The sequence below is a fragment of the Pseudozobellia sp. WGM2 genome (assembly GCF_017810075.1).
Taxonomy (GTDB): Bacteria; Bacteroidota; Bacteroidia; order Flavobacteriales; family Flavobacteriaceae; genus JADNYK01.
Map to the genome: position 1 here is coordinate 412927 of NZ_JADNYK010000005.1, position 21806 is coordinate 434732.

The 21806-nt window shown below is 42.4% G+C and carries 11 protein-coding genes; 1 reads left to right on the forward strand and 10 read right to left on the reverse strand.

The genetic code is table 11. From position 1 onward, the window contains the following. Positions 1-139: 139 nt before the first annotated feature. Positions 140-1225, forward strand: coding sequence for a hypothetical protein (locus tag IV512_RS14425; protein ID WP_100869223.1), 1086 nt, complete (start codon positions 140-142; stop codon positions 1223-1225). A gap of 19 nt (positions 1226-1244) precedes the next feature. On the opposite strand, the gene IV512_RS14430 is transcribed toward IV512_RS14425, so the two are convergent. The 10 genes from IV512_RS14430 to IV512_RS14475 all read right to left on the reverse strand — a co-directional run bounded on the left by IV512_RS14430 (position 1245) and on the right by IV512_RS14475 (position 21800). After that, on the reverse strand, positions 1245-2303 hold the full coding sequence (locus tag IV512_RS14430) for a nucleoid-associated protein (protein ID WP_209404565.1): 1059 nt from the start codon (positions 2301-2303) through the stop codon (positions 1245-1247). 57 nt (positions 2304-2360) lie between these two features. After that, the gene (locus tag IV512_RS14435; protein WP_209404567.1) at positions 2361-2855 is read right to left on the reverse strand and encodes a hypothetical protein; all 495 of its coding nucleotides are present in this window, start codon (positions 2853-2855) and stop codon (positions 2361-2363) included. 28 nt (positions 2856-2883) lie between these two features. Next, entirely contained in the window at positions 2884-3921 is a 1038-nt protein-coding gene (locus tag IV512_RS14440) for a heme A synthase (protein WP_209404569.1), read from the reverse strand. A gap of 80 nt (positions 3922-4001) precedes the next feature. Beyond that, positions 4002-5930, reverse strand: coding sequence for an OmpA family protein (locus IV512_RS14445; RefSeq protein WP_209404571.1), 1929 nt, complete (start codon positions 5928-5930; stop codon positions 4002-4004). Between the two features lie 2 nt (positions 5931-5932). Next, the gene (locus tag IV512_RS14450) at positions 5933-6871 is read right to left on the reverse strand and encodes a type IX secretion system membrane protein PorP/SprF (protein WP_209404573.1); all 939 of its coding nucleotides are present in this window, start codon (positions 6869-6871) and stop codon (positions 5933-5935) included. Between the two features lie 11 nt (positions 6872-6882). Beyond that, positions 6883-11817: a gliding motility-associated C-terminal domain-containing protein gene (locus IV512_RS14455; protein WP_209404575.1), complete on the reverse strand. Its 4935-nt coding sequence runs from the start codon at positions 11815-11817 to the stop codon at positions 6883-6885. Between the two features lie 251 nt (positions 11818-12068). Further along, positions 12069-14012 (reverse strand): OmpA family protein, encoded by a 1944-nt coding sequence (locus IV512_RS14460; RefSeq protein WP_209404577.1) that lies wholly within the window; start codon positions 14010-14012, stop codon positions 12069-12071. A 9-nt stretch (positions 14013-14021) separates the two neighbouring features. Beyond that, positions 14022-14957, reverse strand: coding sequence for a type IX secretion system membrane protein PorP/SprF (locus tag IV512_RS14465; protein WP_209404579.1), 936 nt, complete (start codon positions 14955-14957; stop codon positions 14022-14024). A gap of 35 nt (positions 14958-14992) precedes the next feature. Beyond that, positions 14993-20044: an Ig-like domain-containing protein gene (locus IV512_RS14470; protein ID WP_209404581.1), complete on the reverse strand. Its 5052-nt coding sequence runs from the start codon at positions 20042-20044 to the stop codon at positions 14993-14995. 343 nt (positions 20045-20387) lie between these two features. After that, positions 20388-21800: an HD domain-containing protein gene (locus tag IV512_RS14475; protein WP_209404583.1), complete on the reverse strand. Its 1413-nt coding sequence runs from the start codon at positions 21798-21800 to the stop codon at positions 20388-20390. Between the last annotated feature and the right edge of the window lie 6 nt (positions 21801-21806).

Consider the following 21806-nt stretch of genomic DNA (forward strand, 5'->3'; position numbering starts at 1 on the left):
AGATGTATTACCGACCTAGATAAATAAATGTTGCCAAGTGGGTTATCTTTGTTGTATTGATTTAAAAACTTATAGATTTGAAGTCTATGACTTTAAAACCATAGATGTTTGTAGGAATTTGTAGGAAAAATGAAAGAATATGTCTGAAGAGCGATTAATGTCAAAAAAGAAACCAGCTTATCCGGTAATTCCGGAGTTGGACGAGTATTTAAATCACTACAATCGAAAAATTGAGATTCCTATATTTTATGAGGATTTGCTTCGCTTTTCGGGCTCGGTCGTGGTATATGATTCCAATGATGAAGATACGCTTTGGATTCGGGTATATTATTCTGAATTTGATAGAAAAGAAATTGATAGTGCGCTGAAAAAAGTGTACTCTATTCTGCACTCTGATGGTAGTAGTTATATTCATCAATATTTGAATGTGGATGCAGTCGATTTTTGCACCTTCGGAAATTCAAAACCATTTCGCATCAAAGTCAGAAATATTCTAAACGATAATTTCACATATTTTTACGTGAAAAGAACCGATGCTTCACGCATTTACGGGCTTGAGCTAGAGCACATGTTATCGCCATATAACCTAAACTTCTTAGTCTATAAAGACACTCTAATCGAAGAGCATATTGCAGGTATACCAGGTGATGTTTTCATTAAAGATATGCTGCCTACCTGCACCGAATCAGAGAAGTCTCAATTGGCTAAAGAATTCGTGAAATTCAATGAGCGTTGTATGATTCGCTTGTTGGGCGATATGCGCTCTTATAACTATGTAATAGTACCTGTTCACGATTTTGACCATGTGGTATACCGCATACGTGCCATAGATTTTGATCAACAATGTTTTGAGGGAAAACTTAAGGTCTATCGACCTCAGTTTTTTAAAGAAAACTTTCAGATGGTTGAATTGGTTCGAAACAAATTGTTACGCGATTCGGTAGATCAATACAAGCTTGAAGAAAGATCGATCGTGGCCAAAAGAATACTAAGCTCCGGTAACCGAATCAAGAAGTTACGCAACATTGTTAAAAAAGATACCATTTCTACCCCAGAGAATATTGAAATGTTACGAGAGCTAATTTATGACCTCACTATGGATCTTAATTTCAAAAAATGTAAGACAATGGGCGAAGTACTTGATTTAGCATTAAATTTTGTACGTAGAAATTACCAAGATGTCAGCATGAAACAGATTATCGAGCAGAATATTAAAATTTTATAAAATTCTAATATCTAATTGTTTAGCTTTTTTCTTCTTTGTTGAAATAAACTAAATAGTAATACATCTGTCGTTCTTCGTCCCAACCTTTTTCCACAAATTTTTGGGCAGATTCCGGATTAATGAAATCCATCTTTATCTGAATATTGGTATCTAGATTAATGACGTTTTTGATTTTCTTTCTAACATCCGAAACGGCCTTATTTGCAATATCAAAGTTTGAAACATCTTCAATACTATATTTCGGCCCTTTTTCTACTTTATAATGCTTGAACTCAGGAATTAATTCAGGGTTTTCCATCACCTCGTTTAAAAAGCCTGTTTCTTCAAACTCATCATTTTTGGCAAAATGATTTACTGCACGGTTCATAAACAGAACCTCTTGTTGCTTATCTTCGGCTGGTAACACTACATCTTTTGCGAAATTCTGACAGAACTTGAGGTAATTCTTGGTATAGAAATTCTCATCGGCAAGGGCCTCTACATCTAAAAAGTTCTCTAGCCAATATTTCGCATCGTACCTGTTGCTATCAACCGATAAAATCTTATAACCTTCCTCTTTATTTGCATTGAAGATAAGGCACCCCTTGTCTAATTTATTGATGTTGATGCCCTGCTGAATTACAATGTCTAGATTACTGCCTTTTTCTTCAAACTGCAGAAAATCGTGTTTAAGCTCACTTTTAAAAATACCAATAGCATCAGTTTTCTGATTGTCTAACATAATGCCTGACAAAAAGACCACATAGACCTCACCACTTTTTATATGCGGGTGGTTCGATTGTTCGAACAAATGAGTAGCGATTCTTTTAGAGTTTAGATGGGTACTATCAGGGTCGGCGAATATATCGCTGGCTATTTTAAAAAGTTCGTTGAACTCTACATCAACGTCGTTCGTAAATTTAAAATAGTTCTCTTCCTTTTCCCGAAATGGTTTAAAGAAATACTCTTTTAGTAAACCCGTGGTTTCATCATTTAATGAAAATGGTTCGGCAGACAAAAATATACCCTCACTTTTGTTTTTGTTGCCAACGCGGTGAAGTGATATCGTTTCAATTTGGGTAGGATAGAGGTTAATCATAGATCAGGTAGGTAATTAATTTGTTATGTTAGAATTTCACTGGAACGGATTATAAAACTAGTTCCAGTTCTCATCAAAATCGAGGTCGTCGTAGTTTTCAAAAGTATCGTCAAAGTCGTACTTGGGCTTTGATTCAAAATTCTTTTCGGGTGGTGTTTCTGGCAATTCGCCAAAACTGAACAAAAGATTAGGATAAGATACACCCGGTTCGTTTTCAACGATATCGGCAAGTTCGACAAAAAATGTCCACATGCTCAAGAAATCATAGACATAAATTAGCTTAGGGTTATCTCTCGTCAATACATCTTCTAAAAAAGTTTCGTTCATCAAACGCACATCAGAACCATTTTCACTCATATCGAAAAGAGCAATTTCCTCATCTTGGTTCCATTCTTCATCACAGGTATAAAAAGAAGCCATTTCATTTCCTAAAAAACCAAAAGATTGGGCTATTGAATTGTGAAATTCTTCCATAGAATTATTGGCCTCGATTTCAATATCACGGAATATATCCTCTTGGGCATCTAATATGATACGTATCTTATAAATCATTGTCGTTGCTTTTTGAGCGGAGGCAAAGTTACAAAGATTTAAATCGTTTTCTAGAACTTATGGCCTCTAAGACCAAATAAAACTGAACACCAAATAATAGTGATGCCAAGACCAAATGAAGTGGCTGCGAAGCGAAAGGGAAATCAAGATAATACATGGCGATACCCGTAAAAACTTCAAGGGTTAGCAATAACAATACCCAGTTAATTTTTTTAAAATTAAGTTGATGACGGTAGATGCGCTGTGCCAGAAAAACGTTCAGTAAAACAACTATAATAGAAAAGGTACGATGCAGGTAAAACTCCCAATCTACACCGGTCAACCAAAGATTTTTAGCTGCCTCACCAACAATGTCAATGCGGTCGTCTACAAATTGTCGCACTTGGGTGCCCAAAACGATTTGAACCAAGGTGACGAACAATGTTATTGTCACCAAGGGTAAAATATTAATGTGTGATTTAGGGTAACTATTTGAATCGTTTTTGGCCGCATGAAGAATATAAAGTAGCATAGCCACAATAACAAGGGCCATTACCATATGCACCGTAATTTTTACGGGCTCAAGAACCGAATAGACCACAGTAGCCCCTAACCATGCCTGAAAACCCATTGCGAATACCACCAACCAAGATAAAAAGGTCACCTTTTTGTTCTTTTTATACAATGGTATCGAGAGCAATGCCAAGGCCAATGTAGCTAGACCGGCCAATGCTCCAAAAAGACGATTTATATATTCTATCCAAGTGTGGGCTACGTTGAATTTTGCATAGTCGTGTTTTGTGTATGCTTCCCAATTTCGATGATTGAATGTCTTAACGGTATTAAAATCTTTTGTAGCAACCAAAAGTTTTTCGTCTACTATAATAATCTGTCCTTTCTCTATTTCGGTGTCGGGTGCCCATTGCAATTCAGAGACATCGGTAGGAGGTATGTAGTGTCCAAAGCATTTGGGCCAGTCTGGGCAGCCCATTCCACTTCCGGTCATTCTAACGACCGCACCGGCAATAATGACTAGGTATACCAAAACTAAAGATATCTTGGCGACTTTTCTAAAGTGTTTTTGCATAGTTAATTCGTCTATGCAAAAATACGGCTACTTGAATTATTTTAGCAGGGGTAAAGCCATTTCTTGACCAAAGTCATGATTTATTTTTCTATGACAATAAATTCAGAGCGCCTGTTCAGTTGATGCTCGCTTTCAGAGCACCAAATTTTATTGGCGCATCTATTTAAGAGTTGTGTTTCACCATAACCTTGACCAGAGATACGAGAAGCATCTATACCTTTTGAGATGATGTATGCCACTGTTCTTTTGGCCCTTCGATCTGATAGCCATAGATTATATTCATCTCCTTCGCGGCTATCGGTATGTGAACCTACCGCCAATTTTATGTCTGGTCTTCTGCTCATGTAGTCTACGACCTTGTCTAATTCGGCATAGGCATCTTTACGTAGGTAAGAGCTGTTCAAGTCAAAATAGATGGGGGTCAATTTGAGAATTTTAACTAAATCGGAGCCAACATCGGCCACCTTGGTCGATTGTTCTAGTTCTAAACGTGTACCCGTAATCTGCTTTTTATCGCTGTTCGTCAACATGTACAAACTTCCTTCTTCATAACCGTCTTTAGTACCTGAAAGTTCATATTGCTTTTCTTGACATGGTATCCGTATGGTATAAGAACCGTCTGATGCGGTTAGTGTTTCTCCTAACTTTTGACCTTCGCTATCGAATGCTTCAATCAATGTTTCGGCCAAAGGAGCTTCAGAATCTTTATCGAAGGCATTACCCTCTATAAATGTAAAGCATTCAGTGTCACTTCGCTTAAGGCTGTAGATGTCATCATTGCCCTGCCCACCCTTTCTGTTAGATGCAAAAAAACCTGTTTCTTCGGATGGATTCAAGACCAATGAAAAATCATCTTGAGGACTGTTGATAGGGCTACCCAAATTCTGAACCTTTTTCTCATCTGTTAGATTTACTTTAAAAATATCCAAACCGCCAAGACCTGGGTGGCCGTTAGAGGCAAAATAAAGGGTGCCTGATTCGGTTATAAACGGAAATGTTTCTTTACCCTCTGTATTGATAGGGGAACCCAAATTTTGAGGTTCTCCAAAGCTACCGTCCGATAGAACATCTACCACATAAATATCTGAAGCACCTTTGCCTCCAGGCATATCAGAAGCAAAATATAGCTTTGTGCCCTCGCTGTTCAATGAGGGGTGGGCCACGGAGTAATCGGTACCATTAAAAGGAATGTCGAAGGGTTCGCCCCAAAAGTCACCTGTTCGATACGATCTGTAGATTTTTAATCTGCTGACCCCATTTTTATCTCGTTTGAAAGATTTTTTAGAGAAATTATTTCTTGTAAAATAAACGGTCTTGCCATCTTTTGAGAACGCGGTCGAAGACTCATTGGCCATGGTATTAAGGTTTTCTGAAAAAGCGGTTTGCTCTATGGGCTTACCTTCTGAAGATAGAGTGGCTTGGTAGAGGTTTAGATAGGGCAATTTATTGTATTTCTGTAATTCAAGGTCACGTGAAGTGGTAAAGACCAAGTTGTTTAGAAAATAGGAAGGCGCAAAATCAGATTCTTCAGAATTAAGGTTTCGCACGTTCTCTATGGTATACTGTTCCTTAGGTATTTGTATTTCCTTTAAATAATCTAAGTTTTTGGCATACAGATTAGCTCTCGTATCATTTCCTTTAATTTTTCGGAAAGTTTCCATCCACTTGTCAGATTCATCATATCTCTTTATAGACTTAAGGGAGAGGGCATAACGATATAGGTAATCGGGAGAGACAGATACTTCATCATTTTCCAAAAGTTTTTCATACCAGAATGTGGCCACATCATATTTGGCATTGTGATAGTTGACATTGCCTAATTTTTTATAAATCGTAATCTCGTCATAACCTTTTTTAAGTAATGACGGATACGATTCAATATCTTGCATGTGGGCATAATGGTCAAAATTATCCGACTCTAAAATTTCCTTTTTTCTTTGGGAATAACCTATAGAGCCCCAAGAAATAAAAAGAAGTAGAAGAAGTTGATATGTTGACTTAGAACTCATTTCTAAAAGAATCTAGGGGTTAGGTCGATTTTACCGTTTTTGATAAACTCATATCTTAGAAAAACCTCAAAAGAACCACCGTTGAACTGTTCACCGCCCAAAGAAGATATTTCACGATCATAGGCCAGGCCAAGCATAAAGCTTTTTCCCATTTGAAAACCGAACAAGGCGCTTATCGCCGCATCTAAACGATAAGCCGCCCCCAAGGTGACTTTTTCATTGATTAAAAAATTGGCTGATAAATCTACCTGAATTGGCGCTCCGGCAATAGCCTTTATGAGGTATGCAGGTTTAAATTTTAATGAAGGGCTGAGGTCGAAAACATATCCGGAAATCAGATAAATATTCATTCGCTCGGAAGCTATCGCGGTACCCTCATCATCTGGGTTCTGAAAATGCTCGGATTCTAAAAAGTCGGGAACTGATAAGCCCATATAGAACTTATCGGAGTGAAAATATATTCCTGCACCGATATTGGGTGAAAACCGTTTGTATAATTCGTCTTCAACAGAGGGTGTAAGACTGGCGCTGTAATTTCTCAATTTATTAAAATCGACATTTAACAAATGGCCGCCGGCCATCAAACCGAAGGAAAGTTTGTATTTTTCCGATGTGGGTACAGTATAGGAAAAAGCAATATCGAAATACGTATTTTGATTGGTATTATTACCTATTTCATCGTGAACTATTGAAAAGCCCAGGCCTATTTTGTCATTGTATGGCCCCTGAATATTAAATGTTTGTGTACTGGGCGCACCATCTAGTCCGACCCATTGTGATCTGTGAAGAACAGAAACGCCTAAAACTTCTCGTGAGCCTGCATAGGCAGGGTTCACAGTCAGTGTATTGTACATGTATTGTGTGAATTGCGCGTCTTGTTGACCAAAACCAAATGATATGGTCATAAGCAGAAATAAGGTCGAAAAAATTGTTTTGTTCATTTTTGCTTTATTTAGCGCATCACGTATAGGTATCCACTTTTGACTTTATCCATCCCGTCCGATACATATTTTATCTCATAGAAATAAACACCTGAGGGTAATTTTTGATTTTCCATAATGGTAATTCTGCCTTTCGATAGGCCATCAAAGGCATTGTTTTCGTTGTCGTAACCGGTCGTCTCCCACACTAGAATACCCCAACGATTATATATTTCGACAGTATTATCCGGGAACCGGTCTATGTTAATGATTTCGAACGAGCCATTGAGAATATCTCCTGGTTTGACTAGGTCTAGTTCAACGAACAACTCGCATGAAATATTGGATGGAGCGGTTCCACCAATAGAATCACAAGCGTCAAGCGGGTCGGTGTTATCGTTAACTTCCTGTCCGTCGTTGATGGTATCGCCATCAGTATCGGGATTGGTCAAGTCGGTTTTCCTTTCGATTTCCTGTTCATTGGTCAAGCCATCCATATCACAATCCATCATCTTCCATTCATCCGTGGGCTCTAAAGTCTGACTCACCAACAGAAAATCACAAGGGTCTAAGGGGTCGGTAATATCATTAATTTCATACCCATCAATTACTCCATCGCCATCGGTATCTGGATTCCTAGGGTCTGTACCCAATAAGTTCTCCTCTTCTTCTGTAAGTTCATCTTCATCACAGTCGCTCGTGGCTATTGGCTTGCCATCAACCGACTCACAATCATTAAAAGGATCCGTTCTATCCACATTTTCATTGCAGTCTAGAATAGTGTCACCATCAGAATCTAAGTTTGATATAAGTACGGTAACCCTTGCCACATCAGGACCGTTACAGATATTACCGGCAACACTATATGAATAAATTCCGGCACCCGCCCCATCAGGGTTTGGGCTCCAAATGCCACGAGTGTCATTGGTATTCAAGAGAGAAAAAAGTTGTGTTTCGGTTACTGTAGAATTTGGGCAAATCGTTATAGTTGCATCCATTCCAGCATTGGGTTGGATCTCTTCTGTAACCGTCACGGTGGCAAATACGTCTTCACAAGAACTACTTATAATAGTATAGGTATAGGTTCCCGCGCCTGCCATTGCCGGGGACCATGTTCCGCCCGTATCGGGAGTTCCCCCGAGTTGACTGAAAAGCTGTGCTTCGGTCACGGTCTCGCCCTCACAGATTGTGAGCGTTCCATCGGTACCTGCATCGGGCAGGTCCTGTCGGGTGACTATGACCTCGGACGTGTCGTCTACGGTACAAGGTGCCGATGCCGTTACGGTATAGGTATAGGTTCCCGCCCCTGCCATTGTCGGGGACCATGTTCCGCCCGTATCGGGAGTTCCCCCGAGTTGACTGAAAAGCTGTGCTTCGGTGACTGTTTGGCCTTCACAAATGGTCAATGTCCCATCGGTACCTGCATCGGGCAGGTCCTGTCGAGTGACTATGACCTCGGACGTGTCGTCTACCGTACATGGTGATGATGCAGTTACGGTATAGGTATAGGTTCCGGCACCTGCCATTGCCGGGGACCATGTTCCACCGGAATCCGGAGTTCCCCCGAGTTGACTGAAAAGCTGTGCTTCGGTCACGGTCTCGCCTTCACAGATAATCAATGTCCCATCGGTACCTGCATCGGGCAGGTCCTGTCGGGTGACTATGACCTCGGACGTGTCGTCAACGGTACATGGTGCCGTTGCCGTTACGGTATAGGTATAGGTTCCCGCACCTGACATTGCCGGGGACCATGTTCCGCCCGTATCGGGAGTGCCCCCGAGTTGCGCGAACAGTTGTGCTTCGTTGACTGTTTGGCCTTCACAGATGGTCAATGTCCCATCGGTACCTGCATCGGGCAGGTCCTGTCGGGTGACTATGACCTCGGACGTGTCGTCAACGGTACATGGCGATGTTGCCGTTACGGTATAGGTATAGGTTCCCGCCCCTGCCATCGCCGGTGACCATGTTCCGCCCGTATCGGGAGAGCCCCCGAGTTGCGCGAACAGTTGTGCTTCGGTCACTGTTTCCCCCTCACAGATAATCAATGTCCCATCGGTACCGGCATCGGGCAAATCCTGTCGGGTAACTATGACCTCGGATGTATCGTCGACCGTACAAGGTGCCGTTGCCGCTACGGTATAGGTATAGGTTCCGGCGCCCGCCATCGCCGGGGACCACGTTCCGCCCGGATCGGGAGTTCCCCCGAGTTGACTGAAAAGTTGTGCTTCGGTCACCGTTTCCCCCTCACAAATAATCAAGGTCCCATCGGTACCTGCATCGGGCAGGTCCTGTCGGGTAACTATGACCTCGGACGTGTCGTCTACGGTACAAGGTGCCGTTGCCGTTACGGTATAGGTATAGGTTCCCGCGCCCGCCATTGCCGGGGACCATGTTCCACCGGAATCGGGAGTGCCCCCAAGTTGACTAAAAAGTTGTGCTTCGGTTATGGTTTGGCCTTCACAGATTGTGAGCGTCCCATCGGTACCTGCATCGGGCAGGTCCTGTCGGGTAACTATGACCTCGGATGTGTCGTCGACCGTACACGGTGCCGTTGCCGCTACGGTGTAGGTATAGGTTCCCGCGCCTGCCATTGCCGGGGACCATGTTCCACCGGGATCGGGAGTGCCCCCGAGTTGACTGAAAAGTTGTGCTTCGGTCACGGTCTGGCCCTCACAGATAATCAATGTCCCATCGGTACCGGCATCGGGCAGGTCCTGTCGGGTGACTATGACCTCGGACGTGTCGTCTACCATACATGGTGATGATGCAGTTACGGTATAGGTATAGGTTCCCGCGCCCGCCATTGCCGGGGACCATGTTCCTCCGGAATCGGGAGTGCCCCCAAGTTGACTGAAAAGTTGTGCTTCGGTCACGGTCTGGCCCTCACAGATAATCAATGTCCCATCGGTACCGGCATCGGGCAGGTCCTGTCGGGTGACCGTTACCTCGGACGTGTCGTCTACCGTACACGGTGATGATACAGTTACGGTGTAGGTATAGGTTCCCGCCCCTGCCATCGCCGGGGACCATGTTCCACCGGGATCGGGAGTGCCCCCGAGTTGAGCGAACAGCTGTGCTTCGGTCACGGTCTCGCCCTCACAGATTGTGAGCGTTCCATCGGTACCTGCATCGGGCAGGTCCTGTCGGGTGACCGTTACCTCGGACGTGTCTTCGACCGTACAAGGTGCCGTTGCCGCTACGGTATAGGTATAGGTTCCCGCACCTGACATTGTCGGGGACCATGTTCCGCCCGTATCGGGAGTTCCCCCGAGTTGAGCGAACAGCTGTGCTTCGGTCACGGTCTGGCCTTCACAAATGGTCAATGTCCCATCGGTACCTGCATCGGGCAGATCCTGTTGGGTGACTATGACCTCGGACGTGTCGTCTACCGTACACGGCGTTGTTGCCGCTACGGTATAGGTATAGGTTCCCGCCCCTGCCATCGCCGGGGACCATGTTCCGCCCGGATCGGGAGTGCCCCCGAGTTGCGCGAACAGTTGTGCTTCGGTCACTGTTTCCCCCTCACAGATGGTGAGCGTTCCATCGGTACCTGCATCCGAATTCGGTTGTTCGGTTATAACTACTGTTGCATGTTGGGTATATCCCTTGGTATCTCTTATTCCATAAGTAAAACTATCGGAGCCTGTAAAACCAGCAGCCGAAGCATAGGTAATATAATCATCGGTAGGAGTATTGGGTGTACCATTATCATTTATGGTCGCCGTACCTGAACTTGCATTAGTAACCACGAAAATAGTTCCTGAATCTGGCCCATTACCTCCGAAGTTATCATTACCTAATACATAGATATCAACTGAGCCTACTTCGCATACATCGGCAGAGTCATCATTGGTAACAGGAAAAAAACTCTCTGTTGGATCATTTTCTATATTTCCATCCGTATCGACGCCATCGTCAGATAGGTCAAAGACATCATCAACACCAAACGGACTGTCTCCGAGGGCTTGCACTTGATTTATAACTCCCCCGGCCTCCACAGCAGTACTGTTCAAAGCAAAATTTGCGAGATATGTTGCTGTTTCCCCTAGTAAAAGTGTTCCCTCGGATGAACCTAATGATGAGTTTGAGAATGCGGGGTCACTTGTAAGAGATAGATTATTGGTGTTGGCATCAGTGAAGGTATCCGATAGTGCGATATTATCGATAGTTACATTTCCAGTGTTACTGATTTCAATAACGTAATCAATGGTATTGCCCACACTCACTGGGTCAGTGAAGTTTTCGACAGCTGTTTTGGTCACCTCAATCTTTGGGTCGGCAATAATAAGGTTGGTAAGAACGAATTCAACATCATCTGAAGCCGTAGCTAGACCGAGTAAGCCGCCTGTTAGCTCTACATCCATATTTATCGACTGCAGTATATTGTTGAGTTGCATGCTACCGCCTCCTGAGCCGGTATTGGTACCATTGCCACATTCTCCACCACCTCCAATTAATAAAGTTTCATCATCAATATTAAATTGATTTAATGTGGATTGAAAAATTGGTCCGTTAGAGCTTAACTCTGTCCAAGTGCCATTGGTCAAATTGAAATTGGCCGTGGCCGCATCGCCAAAGAGGGGTATAATGGTGAGCAGTTCAAAAGTGCCTACTTTATCGGCATGTAGAACGGGGTTTACGATATGTACGGGATTACCGGTAACGGCGTCAAAGAATACAAATTCTAGGGTGCCGTCGGTGGTCGAACTGGCTTCGATTTCTAATGACGGACTTCCAAACACTGCTGGGTTGCTATAGGTAGAGGCGTCGGTACAGCCCATGGTCTCGTTGCCAAGTATTGATACACCACTGGTTACCCTACATTCTACCCGTACTAGTCCATCGTCGGTAATGGATTGCCATACCGATGGCGAAACAGAGGTCCAGTGGGTAGTTTGTTGGGCCAAACCAAAATGGCCTAGCAGAAGCAGTAATGCCCCGATAAAAATTCTAAAACAATTCGCCAATAGGGAATGTATTTTTAAAAGCCTTCTATAAAACGGTTAGGTCAGATAGATACTTACAACGTTGTAATGTAAATTTAGCGGGCGTGTACAGTATAGCAAAGTATATGTTGTATAGGTCTTAAAAGTCGATGTATATGCCTAATAAGATGTAGATTGGTTAAATTTTGAGATAGCATAATATGGACTAAATGAAAGTTTATTAGGCCATGTAGGGAAACAAAAAAACCGCCTTTAGGCGGTTTCTCTGTTCTTTACTCGATGACAATAAACTCGGATCTTCGATTTTCTTGATGTCTTTCATCAGGGCATGATTCTCTCGATTTACAATCGTTAGTTAGTTGCGATTCTCCAAATCCTTTTCCTGTAATGCGCGATTCTTCAATTCCGTTCGCGACAAGATAGGTAACCGTATTCTTAGCTCGCCTTTCCGATAGGTTTTTATTGTAGGCGGTGCTAGCTTTAGAATCAGTATGTGACTGTACCTGAACTTTTACAGTTGCAAATTGCTTCATATAATCTATCACCTTCTGCATAGTATCAGAGGCATCGGGTCTGATAATATCTTTGTCCAAATCAAAATAGATAGGTCTTAAATTTAAGAAAACAATCAAATTGGTGCCCTTCGGAGCTTGTTTTATGGATTTTTTGAGTACAATCTTTATATCGTTTATATCGCCAGAATTTACCGTAGCGAACATTTTTTCTACATCGTCGTAATCTGATTTTGAGGCAATTAGTTTGTATTCTCCATCTTCGCAATTTCCATCTAATGTAAAATTACCATTTTCATCAGAAGTGGTTGTAGCAACGACTTCATTTTTGCTATTCATAATGGAAACCCTTGCATCACTTAGTGCATTAAAACCATCTTCTCCTTTAATTGTGCCACTTACAACGGTGCTGCAACTAAAATCAAGAGGAACATTTTCTTGCAGGGAGTAGATATCATCACCACCTTGACCACCTGCGCGGTTCGATGCGAAAAAACCAATACCTGAATTTTCATTAATAATAAAGGAGAAATCATCTTGTTCGCTGTTCACAGGTTTACCAATATTCAGTACTTCGGATGTTTCATCGTTCTCTACTTGAACTGCAAAAATATCGAGACCTCCTAAACCAGGATGTCCGTCGGAAGCAAAATAGAGCACATTATTCTGTGATATAAAGGGGAAGGTTTCTCTAGCCTCCGTATTAATTATATCTCCCATATTTTTAGGTGAACCATAGGTGCCATCACCATTAATGTCTACAACGAAAATATCCGATGCTCCGATGCTGCCCTCCATGTCAGACGCAAAATAAAGTTTGGTTTCATCAGCGCTCAAAGAAGGGTGGGCTGTAGAATAGGAGTCGCTATTAAATGGAAGTTCTTGAATATTTGTCCATTCCTCTCCGTCAATATCGGCACGATAAATTTTTAATCGACTGACCCCTTTTTCATCTCTAGCGAATTTACCATTCTGAGAATTATTTCTTGTGAAATAGACAACGGAGCCATCTTTGGTAAAGCTGGTTGACGATTCATGAGTTTTCTTATTCATCGTCTTTGGTAGTTTTGAAGCCGATGAAAAAGTGCCATTGTCATTTATACCAGCTCTATACAGATTAAGGAAAGAACGATTTGTCCACTCATGAATATTTCTAGAAGTTGTACCCGTATCCCTTGCCGTAGAAAAAACAAGATTTTTTCCGAATAGGGAAGGGGCGAAATCAGATTCGGGAGAGTTAATAGATATATTCTGTATATCATACCGCCCTGATAAGTTTTCGATTTTATTTAAGTAGTCTTGTTGGTTCGCAAATTTTTTAGCCCGCACATCATCTCCTTGGGCCGAGTCAAATTTTTTCATCCACGTATCTGCAGCGGTATACTCCCCGGTTGACTTTAAAGATTGAGCATATCGATACATGTATTCTGTTTCTATTTCGGCATTTTCTATCATGAAGAGTTTGCTGTACCATGATGAAGCTTCTTCATATTGTGCGTTCAAGTAATTTGCATTACCTAAGTTTTTAAAGATTTCCTCATCATTAAAACCATCGGCCACTAGGTCTTCATAGCTTTCAATAGCACTTTGATATGCGTATTTATCAAATTCGCTTTCAGCCTTTTCTACTTTTTTGGACTGAGAGTATGCTGTCAAAGAGGTAATTAAGGTTATGCCGAGAAGTATTGTTGTTTTTTTTATCATGACATTTTTTTAGAAAAACCTAGGTGTAAGCACTCGCTTATATCGAGTCAAGAATTCATATCGCAACATAATTTCGAAAGATCCATCGTTAAATCTAGTACCTCCCAATTCGGTTACTTCACGGTCATAGGCCAAACCTACCATGAACTGGTCACTCAATTGAAACCCAAAGAGGGCGCTTACCGCTGCGTCCCATCTGTAAGCGGCACCTAGGGTAAACTTATCGTTGTATAGAAAGTTTGCGGAAATATCGGCTTGTAACGGCGCACCACTAACTGCTTTTAAAAGGGCTGCTGGTTTGAATTTCCACCTCGGGTGGATATCGAAAACATAACCTGTAATCAAGTAAAAATTCATGCGTTCTTCGGCTAAAAATGAGGTGCTCGATGAAGAATCGTCGAAATGTCTAGTTTTCAAAAAATTGGGAACCGAGAGGCCAAGGTAAAAATCATCGGTATGGTAATAGACTCCTGCTCCGAAATTTGGTGAAAACTTTCGGTCTATATTGCTTAAGCCGATTGAAGATGCCTCGTTATTATAGTTCGCCAATTTATTAAAATCAACATTCAAAAGATGAGCACTGGCCTTTACTCCAAAAGATAGTTTGGCGGTTCTTGATAGGGGTATGGTGTATGAGAAAACTCCATCAAAATAGGTTTCTTGATTGGTTCCGTTACCTATTTCATCGTTAACTATAGACAATCCGATTCCTACCCGTTCGGAGACGGGTGTATGAAAATTTAAGGTCTGGGTCTTGGGGGCTCCATCCAATCCGATCCATTGAGATCGATGTAAGCCTGCGATGCTAAATACTCCCCTAGAGCCAGCATAAGCGGGATTAACGGCCATGGTGTTATACATGTACTGTGTGTACTGAGCATCTTGCTGTGCCACTACGCCCGAGAATGAAGCAACTAGAAGAAAGGTTAATAGGAATTTTTTCATGATATATTTATTGGGTATATAAGTAGGGTTCGTTTTTATCTGTTAATGTAAAGGTATCCATTTTTAACTTTGGCATCTCCGTCGATCATGTAGTCTATAGTATAGAAATACACCCCGACAGGAAGCTCTTCATTCACATTAATTGTTGCTCGGCCTGTTGAAAGCCCTCTGAATGAATTGTTGCCATTGTCATAGCCATTTGTATCGAAGACCAACACTCCCCATCGGTTATATATACGAACCGTATTGTTCGGGAAAGATTCGATATTGGTAATTTGAAAGATACCATCATTGATTTCTGGACTAACCAAATCGGTCTCAATTTCAATATCGCAGGGTAAACCGTCGGGAGGTGTGCCCCCTTTTGAGTTACACCCGTCTAACGGGTTGGTGTTATCCGATATCTCTTGGCTATCGGAAATACGATCCCCATCGGTATCGGCATTGTCAGGATCAGTACCTAAGGCCAATTCTTCACTGTAGGTCAATCCATCGGCATCACAGTCACTATCGCTTAATGGAGTACCATCGACAGAATCGCAGTCGTCCAACGGATCCGTGGCATCCAGCACTTCTTGACCATCGGTAATATTATCTCCATCACTGTCAGGGTTATTGGGATCGGTACCGATACCTACTTCCTCTCCATCATTTAATCCATCATCATCGGAATCAGCATTGTTAGGATCGGTTCCTAAATCAGCTTCTTCTTGATTTGTAAGTCCGTCGCTATCACAATCGCTTGTAGTGAGAGGGGTGCCATCTATGGAACTACAATCATCTAATGGGTCGGTATTGTCAATATTGGCCTCTTGGCCATCACTTCTTCCATCGCCATCGGTATCAGAATTATTGGGGTCTGTGCCCAAGGCAGTTTCTTCATTGTCGGTCAGGCCATCGTTGTCGCTGTCTACTGAAATGTCTATGGTACCAGTACCTGAATTTCCAGCAACATCAATGACGGTAACATCAAGTACAGAACCGTCTGAGAATGTTGGTAAGCTTCCTGATTCAGGGGTAGCCGTTTCGATATCTAAATTCCAATTTCCGGAAGCATCTGATGTTGCAACATATGTGGCGTCTGGCGTTCCATCGGCATCGATATCAATTTCGATATTCACTATGGTGTTCGGAGCACTTTGACCCGTTAGAATCGGTGTAATATCATCCGTTGAAAAACTATCTACTGTTGGTTCTTCGGTATCAACGGTAAAGTCAAAGTCTGCGGATGTTGGTGAGATATTACCTGCAGCGTCTGTTGTTATTGCCGTTAGTGTATAGTCTCCATCAGGTAAAACTGTACTCGTATGGTCAAAACTCCAATTACCCAGATTGTCCGTAGTAATAGTACCTATACTTGTTCCGTTAAGGAAAAGCTCCACCTCACTGTCCGGTTCCGCAGTTCCGGTGAATATTAATGTATTGTCAGCTGTAATGTTATCTGTATCATCTGCTGAATCATCTGATAAATCTACAATTTGGGGTGCATTTGGCGCAGCATTGTCTAAGATTACGGTCTGTTGGTCATTGGCCGGGTTTCCGGCTGTGTCCGATACATCAGCATCCACTGTGATGGGTCCGTTGGTCAAGGTCGAGATATCAGCATCGGAGGCGGTCCATGTATTACCCATTACCGTTGCCGTAGTGATAATACTATTTGTGCCATCGGATAGGGTTACGGTAACTACTTGTCCGTCCTCGGCATCGGTCGTACCGCTTATAGTTACATCTCCATCTTCATCGGCATTAATCAAGCCATCATTTTCTATAGGTGTATCTATTACGATTATTGGAGGAGTCGTGTCATGTTCGATATCCCTAGTCGCCTGTACGGCGGGGTTGCCGCTGGTATCGCTGACATCGGCGGTCACGGTCTCGTTGTCGTCCAGTGCCTGTGCATCTGCGGGCGGAACGTTCAGGCTCCACGCGCCTGTGGCCACCGTGGCGGTATAGGTGTTGCCGTTGAGCACCACGGAAACTATCTGTCCGTCCTCGGCATCGGTGGTTCCCGATATGGCAACGGGGCTGTCGTCCTCAAGTGCGTTGATGATATCGTCGCCCGCAATCGTATCGATGGTCAGGGCAGGAGGTACGTCGTCATGTTCGATATTTCTTGTCGCCTGTACGGCGGGGTTGCCGCTGGCATCGCTGACATCGGCGGTCACGGTCTCGTTGTCGTCCAGTGCCTGTGCATCGGCCGGCGGAACGTTCAGGCTCCACGCACCTGTGGCCACTGTGGCGGTATAGGTGTTGCCGTTGAGCACTACGGAAACTATCTGTCCGTCCTCGGCATCGGTGGTACCCGATATGGTGACGGGACTGTCGTCCTCAAGTGCGTTGATGATATCGTCGCCCGCTATCGTATCGATGGTCAGGGCAGGAGGTACGTCGTCATGTTCGATATCCCTAGTCGCCTGTACGGCGGGGTTGCCGCTGGCATCGCTGACATCCGCGGTGACGGTCTCGTTGTCGTCCAGTGCCTGTGCATCGGCGGGGGGAACGTCAAGGCTCCAGGTGCCGCTTGCCACCGTGGCGGTATAGGTGTTACCGTTGAGCACCACGGAAACTATCTGTCCGTCCTCGGCATCGGTGGTTCCCGATATGGCAACGGGACTATCGTCCTCAAGTGCGTTGATGATGTCGTCGCCCGCAATCGTATCTATTGCGATAAGCGGGGCAGTCGTATCTATAACTAGTTCATTAGTAGTGGTATCAGTCTTGTTTAGAGGCCCTAAATTGGAGGAAGCAGTAATATCGTAAGTTCCTTCACCAAGTGTAGCCGGTACATTGAGAACCCAAGTTCCATCACCGTTATCGGTCAGATTTCCATCCCCTTCGGTATAACTTGTACCATTTACCATAACTGTAAGTACGGCATCGGAATCATGGGTTCCGGTTAAACTTGGGGTATTGTCATTAGTAGAAAGGTTATTAATGGTCGGCACGGTTAAATCTCTATAATCAACATCACCGCCAGCGCCTACATCTGAATCAGCATCTGGAAAGTTATCTTCTTGAGTATTGTCAAAATTTCCGTTTATATCTGAAAAATCATCAACAGTTTCACTATTACTATCTAAACCGTTTATACCTACAACTCCATTTAATGATAGTCCAGCTTCCGTAGTGTCGGTTTCACCATCATTATCCGAATCCAAGTCTAAATAATCAGGATTATCAGCATTGTCGGTATTTACTGCAGTGAGTCCTCCGCTGTAAGCGGAATCAACACCACCATTTGAGGCAGCATCGTTATTGGGTGCAATATAGCCCGATGTCGATTGGGCTTCAATGTTGTCTGGAATACCATCATTATCACTATCAAGATCTAAATGATTCGGAATTCCGTCATCATCGAAATCATATGCATCAGGAATACCATCATTGTTAGAGTCGGTATAATCGGTAATAGAGCCGTCTCCCATACTACCAAAATCTTGCTTGTTATCGATATAATTTTGAGTTCCATCACCATCTTCATCTCCAAAAGGGTCGTTGCCGTTGTGCTCGGCTAAATCAAGAATACCATCGTTATCATCGTCTGGGTCTTCATGGTCTTGAATACCATCATTATCGGTATCTCTAGCATCTCTCCAATCACGATTGCCGCCTGGATTATCATCATCTGGAAAAGAACTAGCGGTTTGACCGTTATTAGTTGCCGCGTCGGGCCGATCGGTATATCCATTAGCATTCAAATCGAAATTATCATCAATACCATCTTTATCGGTGTCTGAGTTCGCGGGTATCGTATCGGCTACATTATCACCATCAGTATCATAGGCTTCAACTGTGTCGGGTACCCCGTCGTTATCACTATCTAAATCTATAAAATCAGGAACAGAATCTGCATTGGCCTGTAAACCATCGGTATTGATTGGGTTTATGCCACCAGAGAACTCATAGGCGTCATCCAATCCGTCAAGATCGGAATCCATTCCAAAAGGAGCGATATAACCAGTGGCATTCTGAGCTTCGATATTGTCAGGTATGCCATCTCCATCAGAATCTAAATCTAAATGATTGGGCAGATCATCATCATCTTGACTGGCTTCATAAATATCAGGTACTCCGTCAGAATTTATATCGGTATAATCGGTTGTAGATCCATCGGCATTGGAATCGTATTGTGGTATTCCATCACCACTATTGTCTTGTGTATCTAAATAATTGGGTAGACCGTCGCCATCGGCATCACCATTTGGGTCGTTACCATTCGATTCTACTACATCAAGTATGCCGTCGTCGTCGTCGTCGATATCAACATCATCACCGATACCGTCACCATCTGAATCTTTGCTGCACACCGAAAACCCTGGTGTGGTAATTGCAAAGTCGTTTTGGTTCAAATCAAATACTTTCAGAAAACCGTCATCTGCGTAATTAATATATTCAACAAAATTAACATCATTGTATTCGAACATGACATTGCTTTCAGGGCCATTACTTTCTTGTACAGTACCTATTGCACTTAAATCGGGTGGCGTGTCATCCACTATTAAATTGGTAGTTACTTCTGTGGCGGTAAATCTTACTCCAGATTCGCAATTTGTTGCCAAACCTTCATTATCGGGGCCATCAATATCATTGATAACAAATCGAAAATCATTTACAGGTATTAATGTCGTACCATCGGCCTCTAAAAAACTCAACCGGATTAGACTGAAGTTGTCAGGTATATTTTGGGGACCTATACCATCATTAGTATGACGATAAACAATATTATCACCACTTTGAGTAAAAAAGCCTGCTTGATTGCCTGAAAGTCTTTGAGCCCTCACAAATGTTAAAGAAGGTATAGTTGGAGAAGTAGCACTAAACAAAGCATTATCAGTATTATTACCACTTATAACCCCTGTTATCGCTATATCTTCAAAGTTTTGAGCCTGCAAACCTTGAATAAAGAAGAAGAAGCCAATCAACAAAGATAAAGTTAGATTTTGTTTAGGGTTTGAAATTTCTAAACTGTGTTTCAAAGTACTGTGTTTTCTAAGTTCAGTATAAATGGTACGGTAAAATTTAGAGGTATATCTCCTGAATTTAAAAGCATATTTTAAGACCATATTACTTTTAAAGCTATTTCTCATAGGGAAAAAATTGTTTTATAATATTACAAAAAAAGTAAGAATTGATTACCTGATATGGTGATAAATCAAAAATAGATATTGGTGTTTTTCGAATCGAACTTTTGTTGAGAAGAAAAGTAAAAGCTGATGTAAAACTAATGAAAGATGTGGTTTGTCGATTAGGTCTAGTTAATATAGGGGTTTTCAGGTGTCTCTAAATTAGACTCCTATAAAGTTTTCGATAATTTATTACCTGTTGAAAGACAACTCGCCCACTTTACCTTACCTAACAAAAAAAAACTTCAGTTACTCTTTTTTATCTGAGCTATGTAAGAATTTTATAAGTACTTTGTTATACTTAAACTTAGGGGATGAGGCCTAACTCCTTTGCTTTATCTAACATGAAATTTTTGGCAGCATTGTAATCATTGGGAATCTCACCCTCAAGAATAGCCTCTTTAATGGCGTCTTTGATGATGCCTATTTCACGTGAGGGTTTCAGGTTGAAAGTTTTCATAATTTCCTCACCACTTACAGGAGGTTGAAAATTTCTAATATGGTCACGTTCCTCTACTTCTTTTATTTTTTGACGTACCAACAAGAAGTTACTCTTATATTTTTTCTGTTTCTTAGAATTTTTGGTGGTAATATCCGCCTCACAAAGAGTCATTAAGTCGTCGACGTGGTCACCCGCTTCATATACTAAACGGCGAACTGCGGAATCTGTAACAAAATCTTCGGAAAGTACCTGTGGTCTTGAACTCATTAAGACCATTTTCTGAACATATTTCATCTTCTCGTTCAGCGGCATTCTAAGGCGCTTAAATAATTTATAGACCATTTTTGACCCTACAAATTCGTGACCGTGAAAAGTCCACCCGATTCGCTTGTGAAATTTTTTTGTAGGAGCTTTGCCAATATCATGTAGCAAGGCGGCCCAGCGTAGCCATAAGTTATCTGTTTCTGATGAAATATTATCGACCACCTCTAGCGTATGCCAAAAATTGTCTTTATGTCGTTGACCTTCAATTTCTTCGATACCCTGAAGGGCGGTAAGCTCTGGTAAAATATAGGAGAGAAGCTCGGTTTTATGTAAAAGTGCTAAACCTTTTGAAGGTTTAGCACTGACCATAATTTTGTGTAGCTCATCAACAATACGCTCTTTTGATATGATTTTAATTCGGTCTTTGTGGGCCGTTATCGCTTGCAGCGATTTTAATTCGATAGTAAAGTCTAATTGGGTGGCAAAGCGAACGGCACGCATCATTCTGAGCGGATCATCTGAATAGGTAATTCCCGGTTCGAGTGGAGTTCTAATGATTTTATTTTCTAAATCATCAATACCGTTGAAAGGGTCTAAAAGAGTTCCAAAACTTGTTTTGTTCAAAGATAGGGCAAGGGCATTAATTGTAAAATCACGTCGATTCTGATCATCTTGTAAGCTACCATTTTCTACAATGGGTTTTCTACTATCTCTATGATAACTCTCCTTTCGTGCACCAACAAACTCAAGTTCGATACCCTTATGTTTCAGCATAGCAGTACCAAAGTTTTTGAAGACCGAAACCTGGGGTTTAGTATCCAATAATGAAGCTACTTTTTGAGCCAATTCAATTCCGCTGCCCACGGCAACAACATCAATGTCTTTTGAGGTTCCACGTTTTAAGAGATGGTCTCTCACAAAGCCACCGATTACATAGCACGACACACCCAATTCTTCGGCGGCTGCAGAAATAATTTTAAAAATAGGGTTTTCTAAAGCTTCTTTATGATTCACAAAATG

Coding starts and splice junctions, on each gene's coding strand:
- IV512_RS14425 (WP_100869223.1), top strand. CDS start 140: ATGTCTGAAGAGCGATTAATGTCAAAAAAGAAACCAGCTTATCCGGTA.
- IV512_RS14430 (WP_209404565.1), bottom strand. CDS start 2,303: ATGATTAACCTCTATCCTACCCAAATTGAAACGATATCACTTCACCGC.
- IV512_RS14435 (WP_209404567.1), bottom strand. CDS start 2,855: ATGATTTATAAGATACGTATCATATTAGATGCCCAAGAGGATATATTC.
- IV512_RS14440 (WP_209404569.1), bottom strand. CDS start 3,921: ATGCAAAAACACTTTAGAAAAGTCGCCAAGATATCTTTAGTTTTGGTA.
- IV512_RS14445 (WP_209404571.1), bottom strand. CDS start 5,930: ATGAGTTCTAAGTCAACATATCAACTTCTTCTACTTCTTTTTATTTCT.
- IV512_RS14450 (WP_209404573.1), bottom strand. CDS start 6,871: ATGAACAAAACAATTTTTTCGACCTTATTTCTGCTTATGACCATATCA.
- IV512_RS14460 (WP_209404577.1), bottom strand. CDS start 14,012: ATGATAAAAAAAACAACAATACTTCTCGGCATAACCTTAATTACCTCT.
- IV512_RS14465 (WP_209404579.1), bottom strand. CDS start 14,957: ATGAAAAAATTCCTATTAACCTTTCTTCTAGTTGCTTCATTCTCGGGC.
- IV512_RS14470 (WP_209404581.1), bottom strand. CDS start 20,044: ATGAGAAATAGCTTTAAAAGTAATATGGTCTTAAAATATGCTTTTAAA.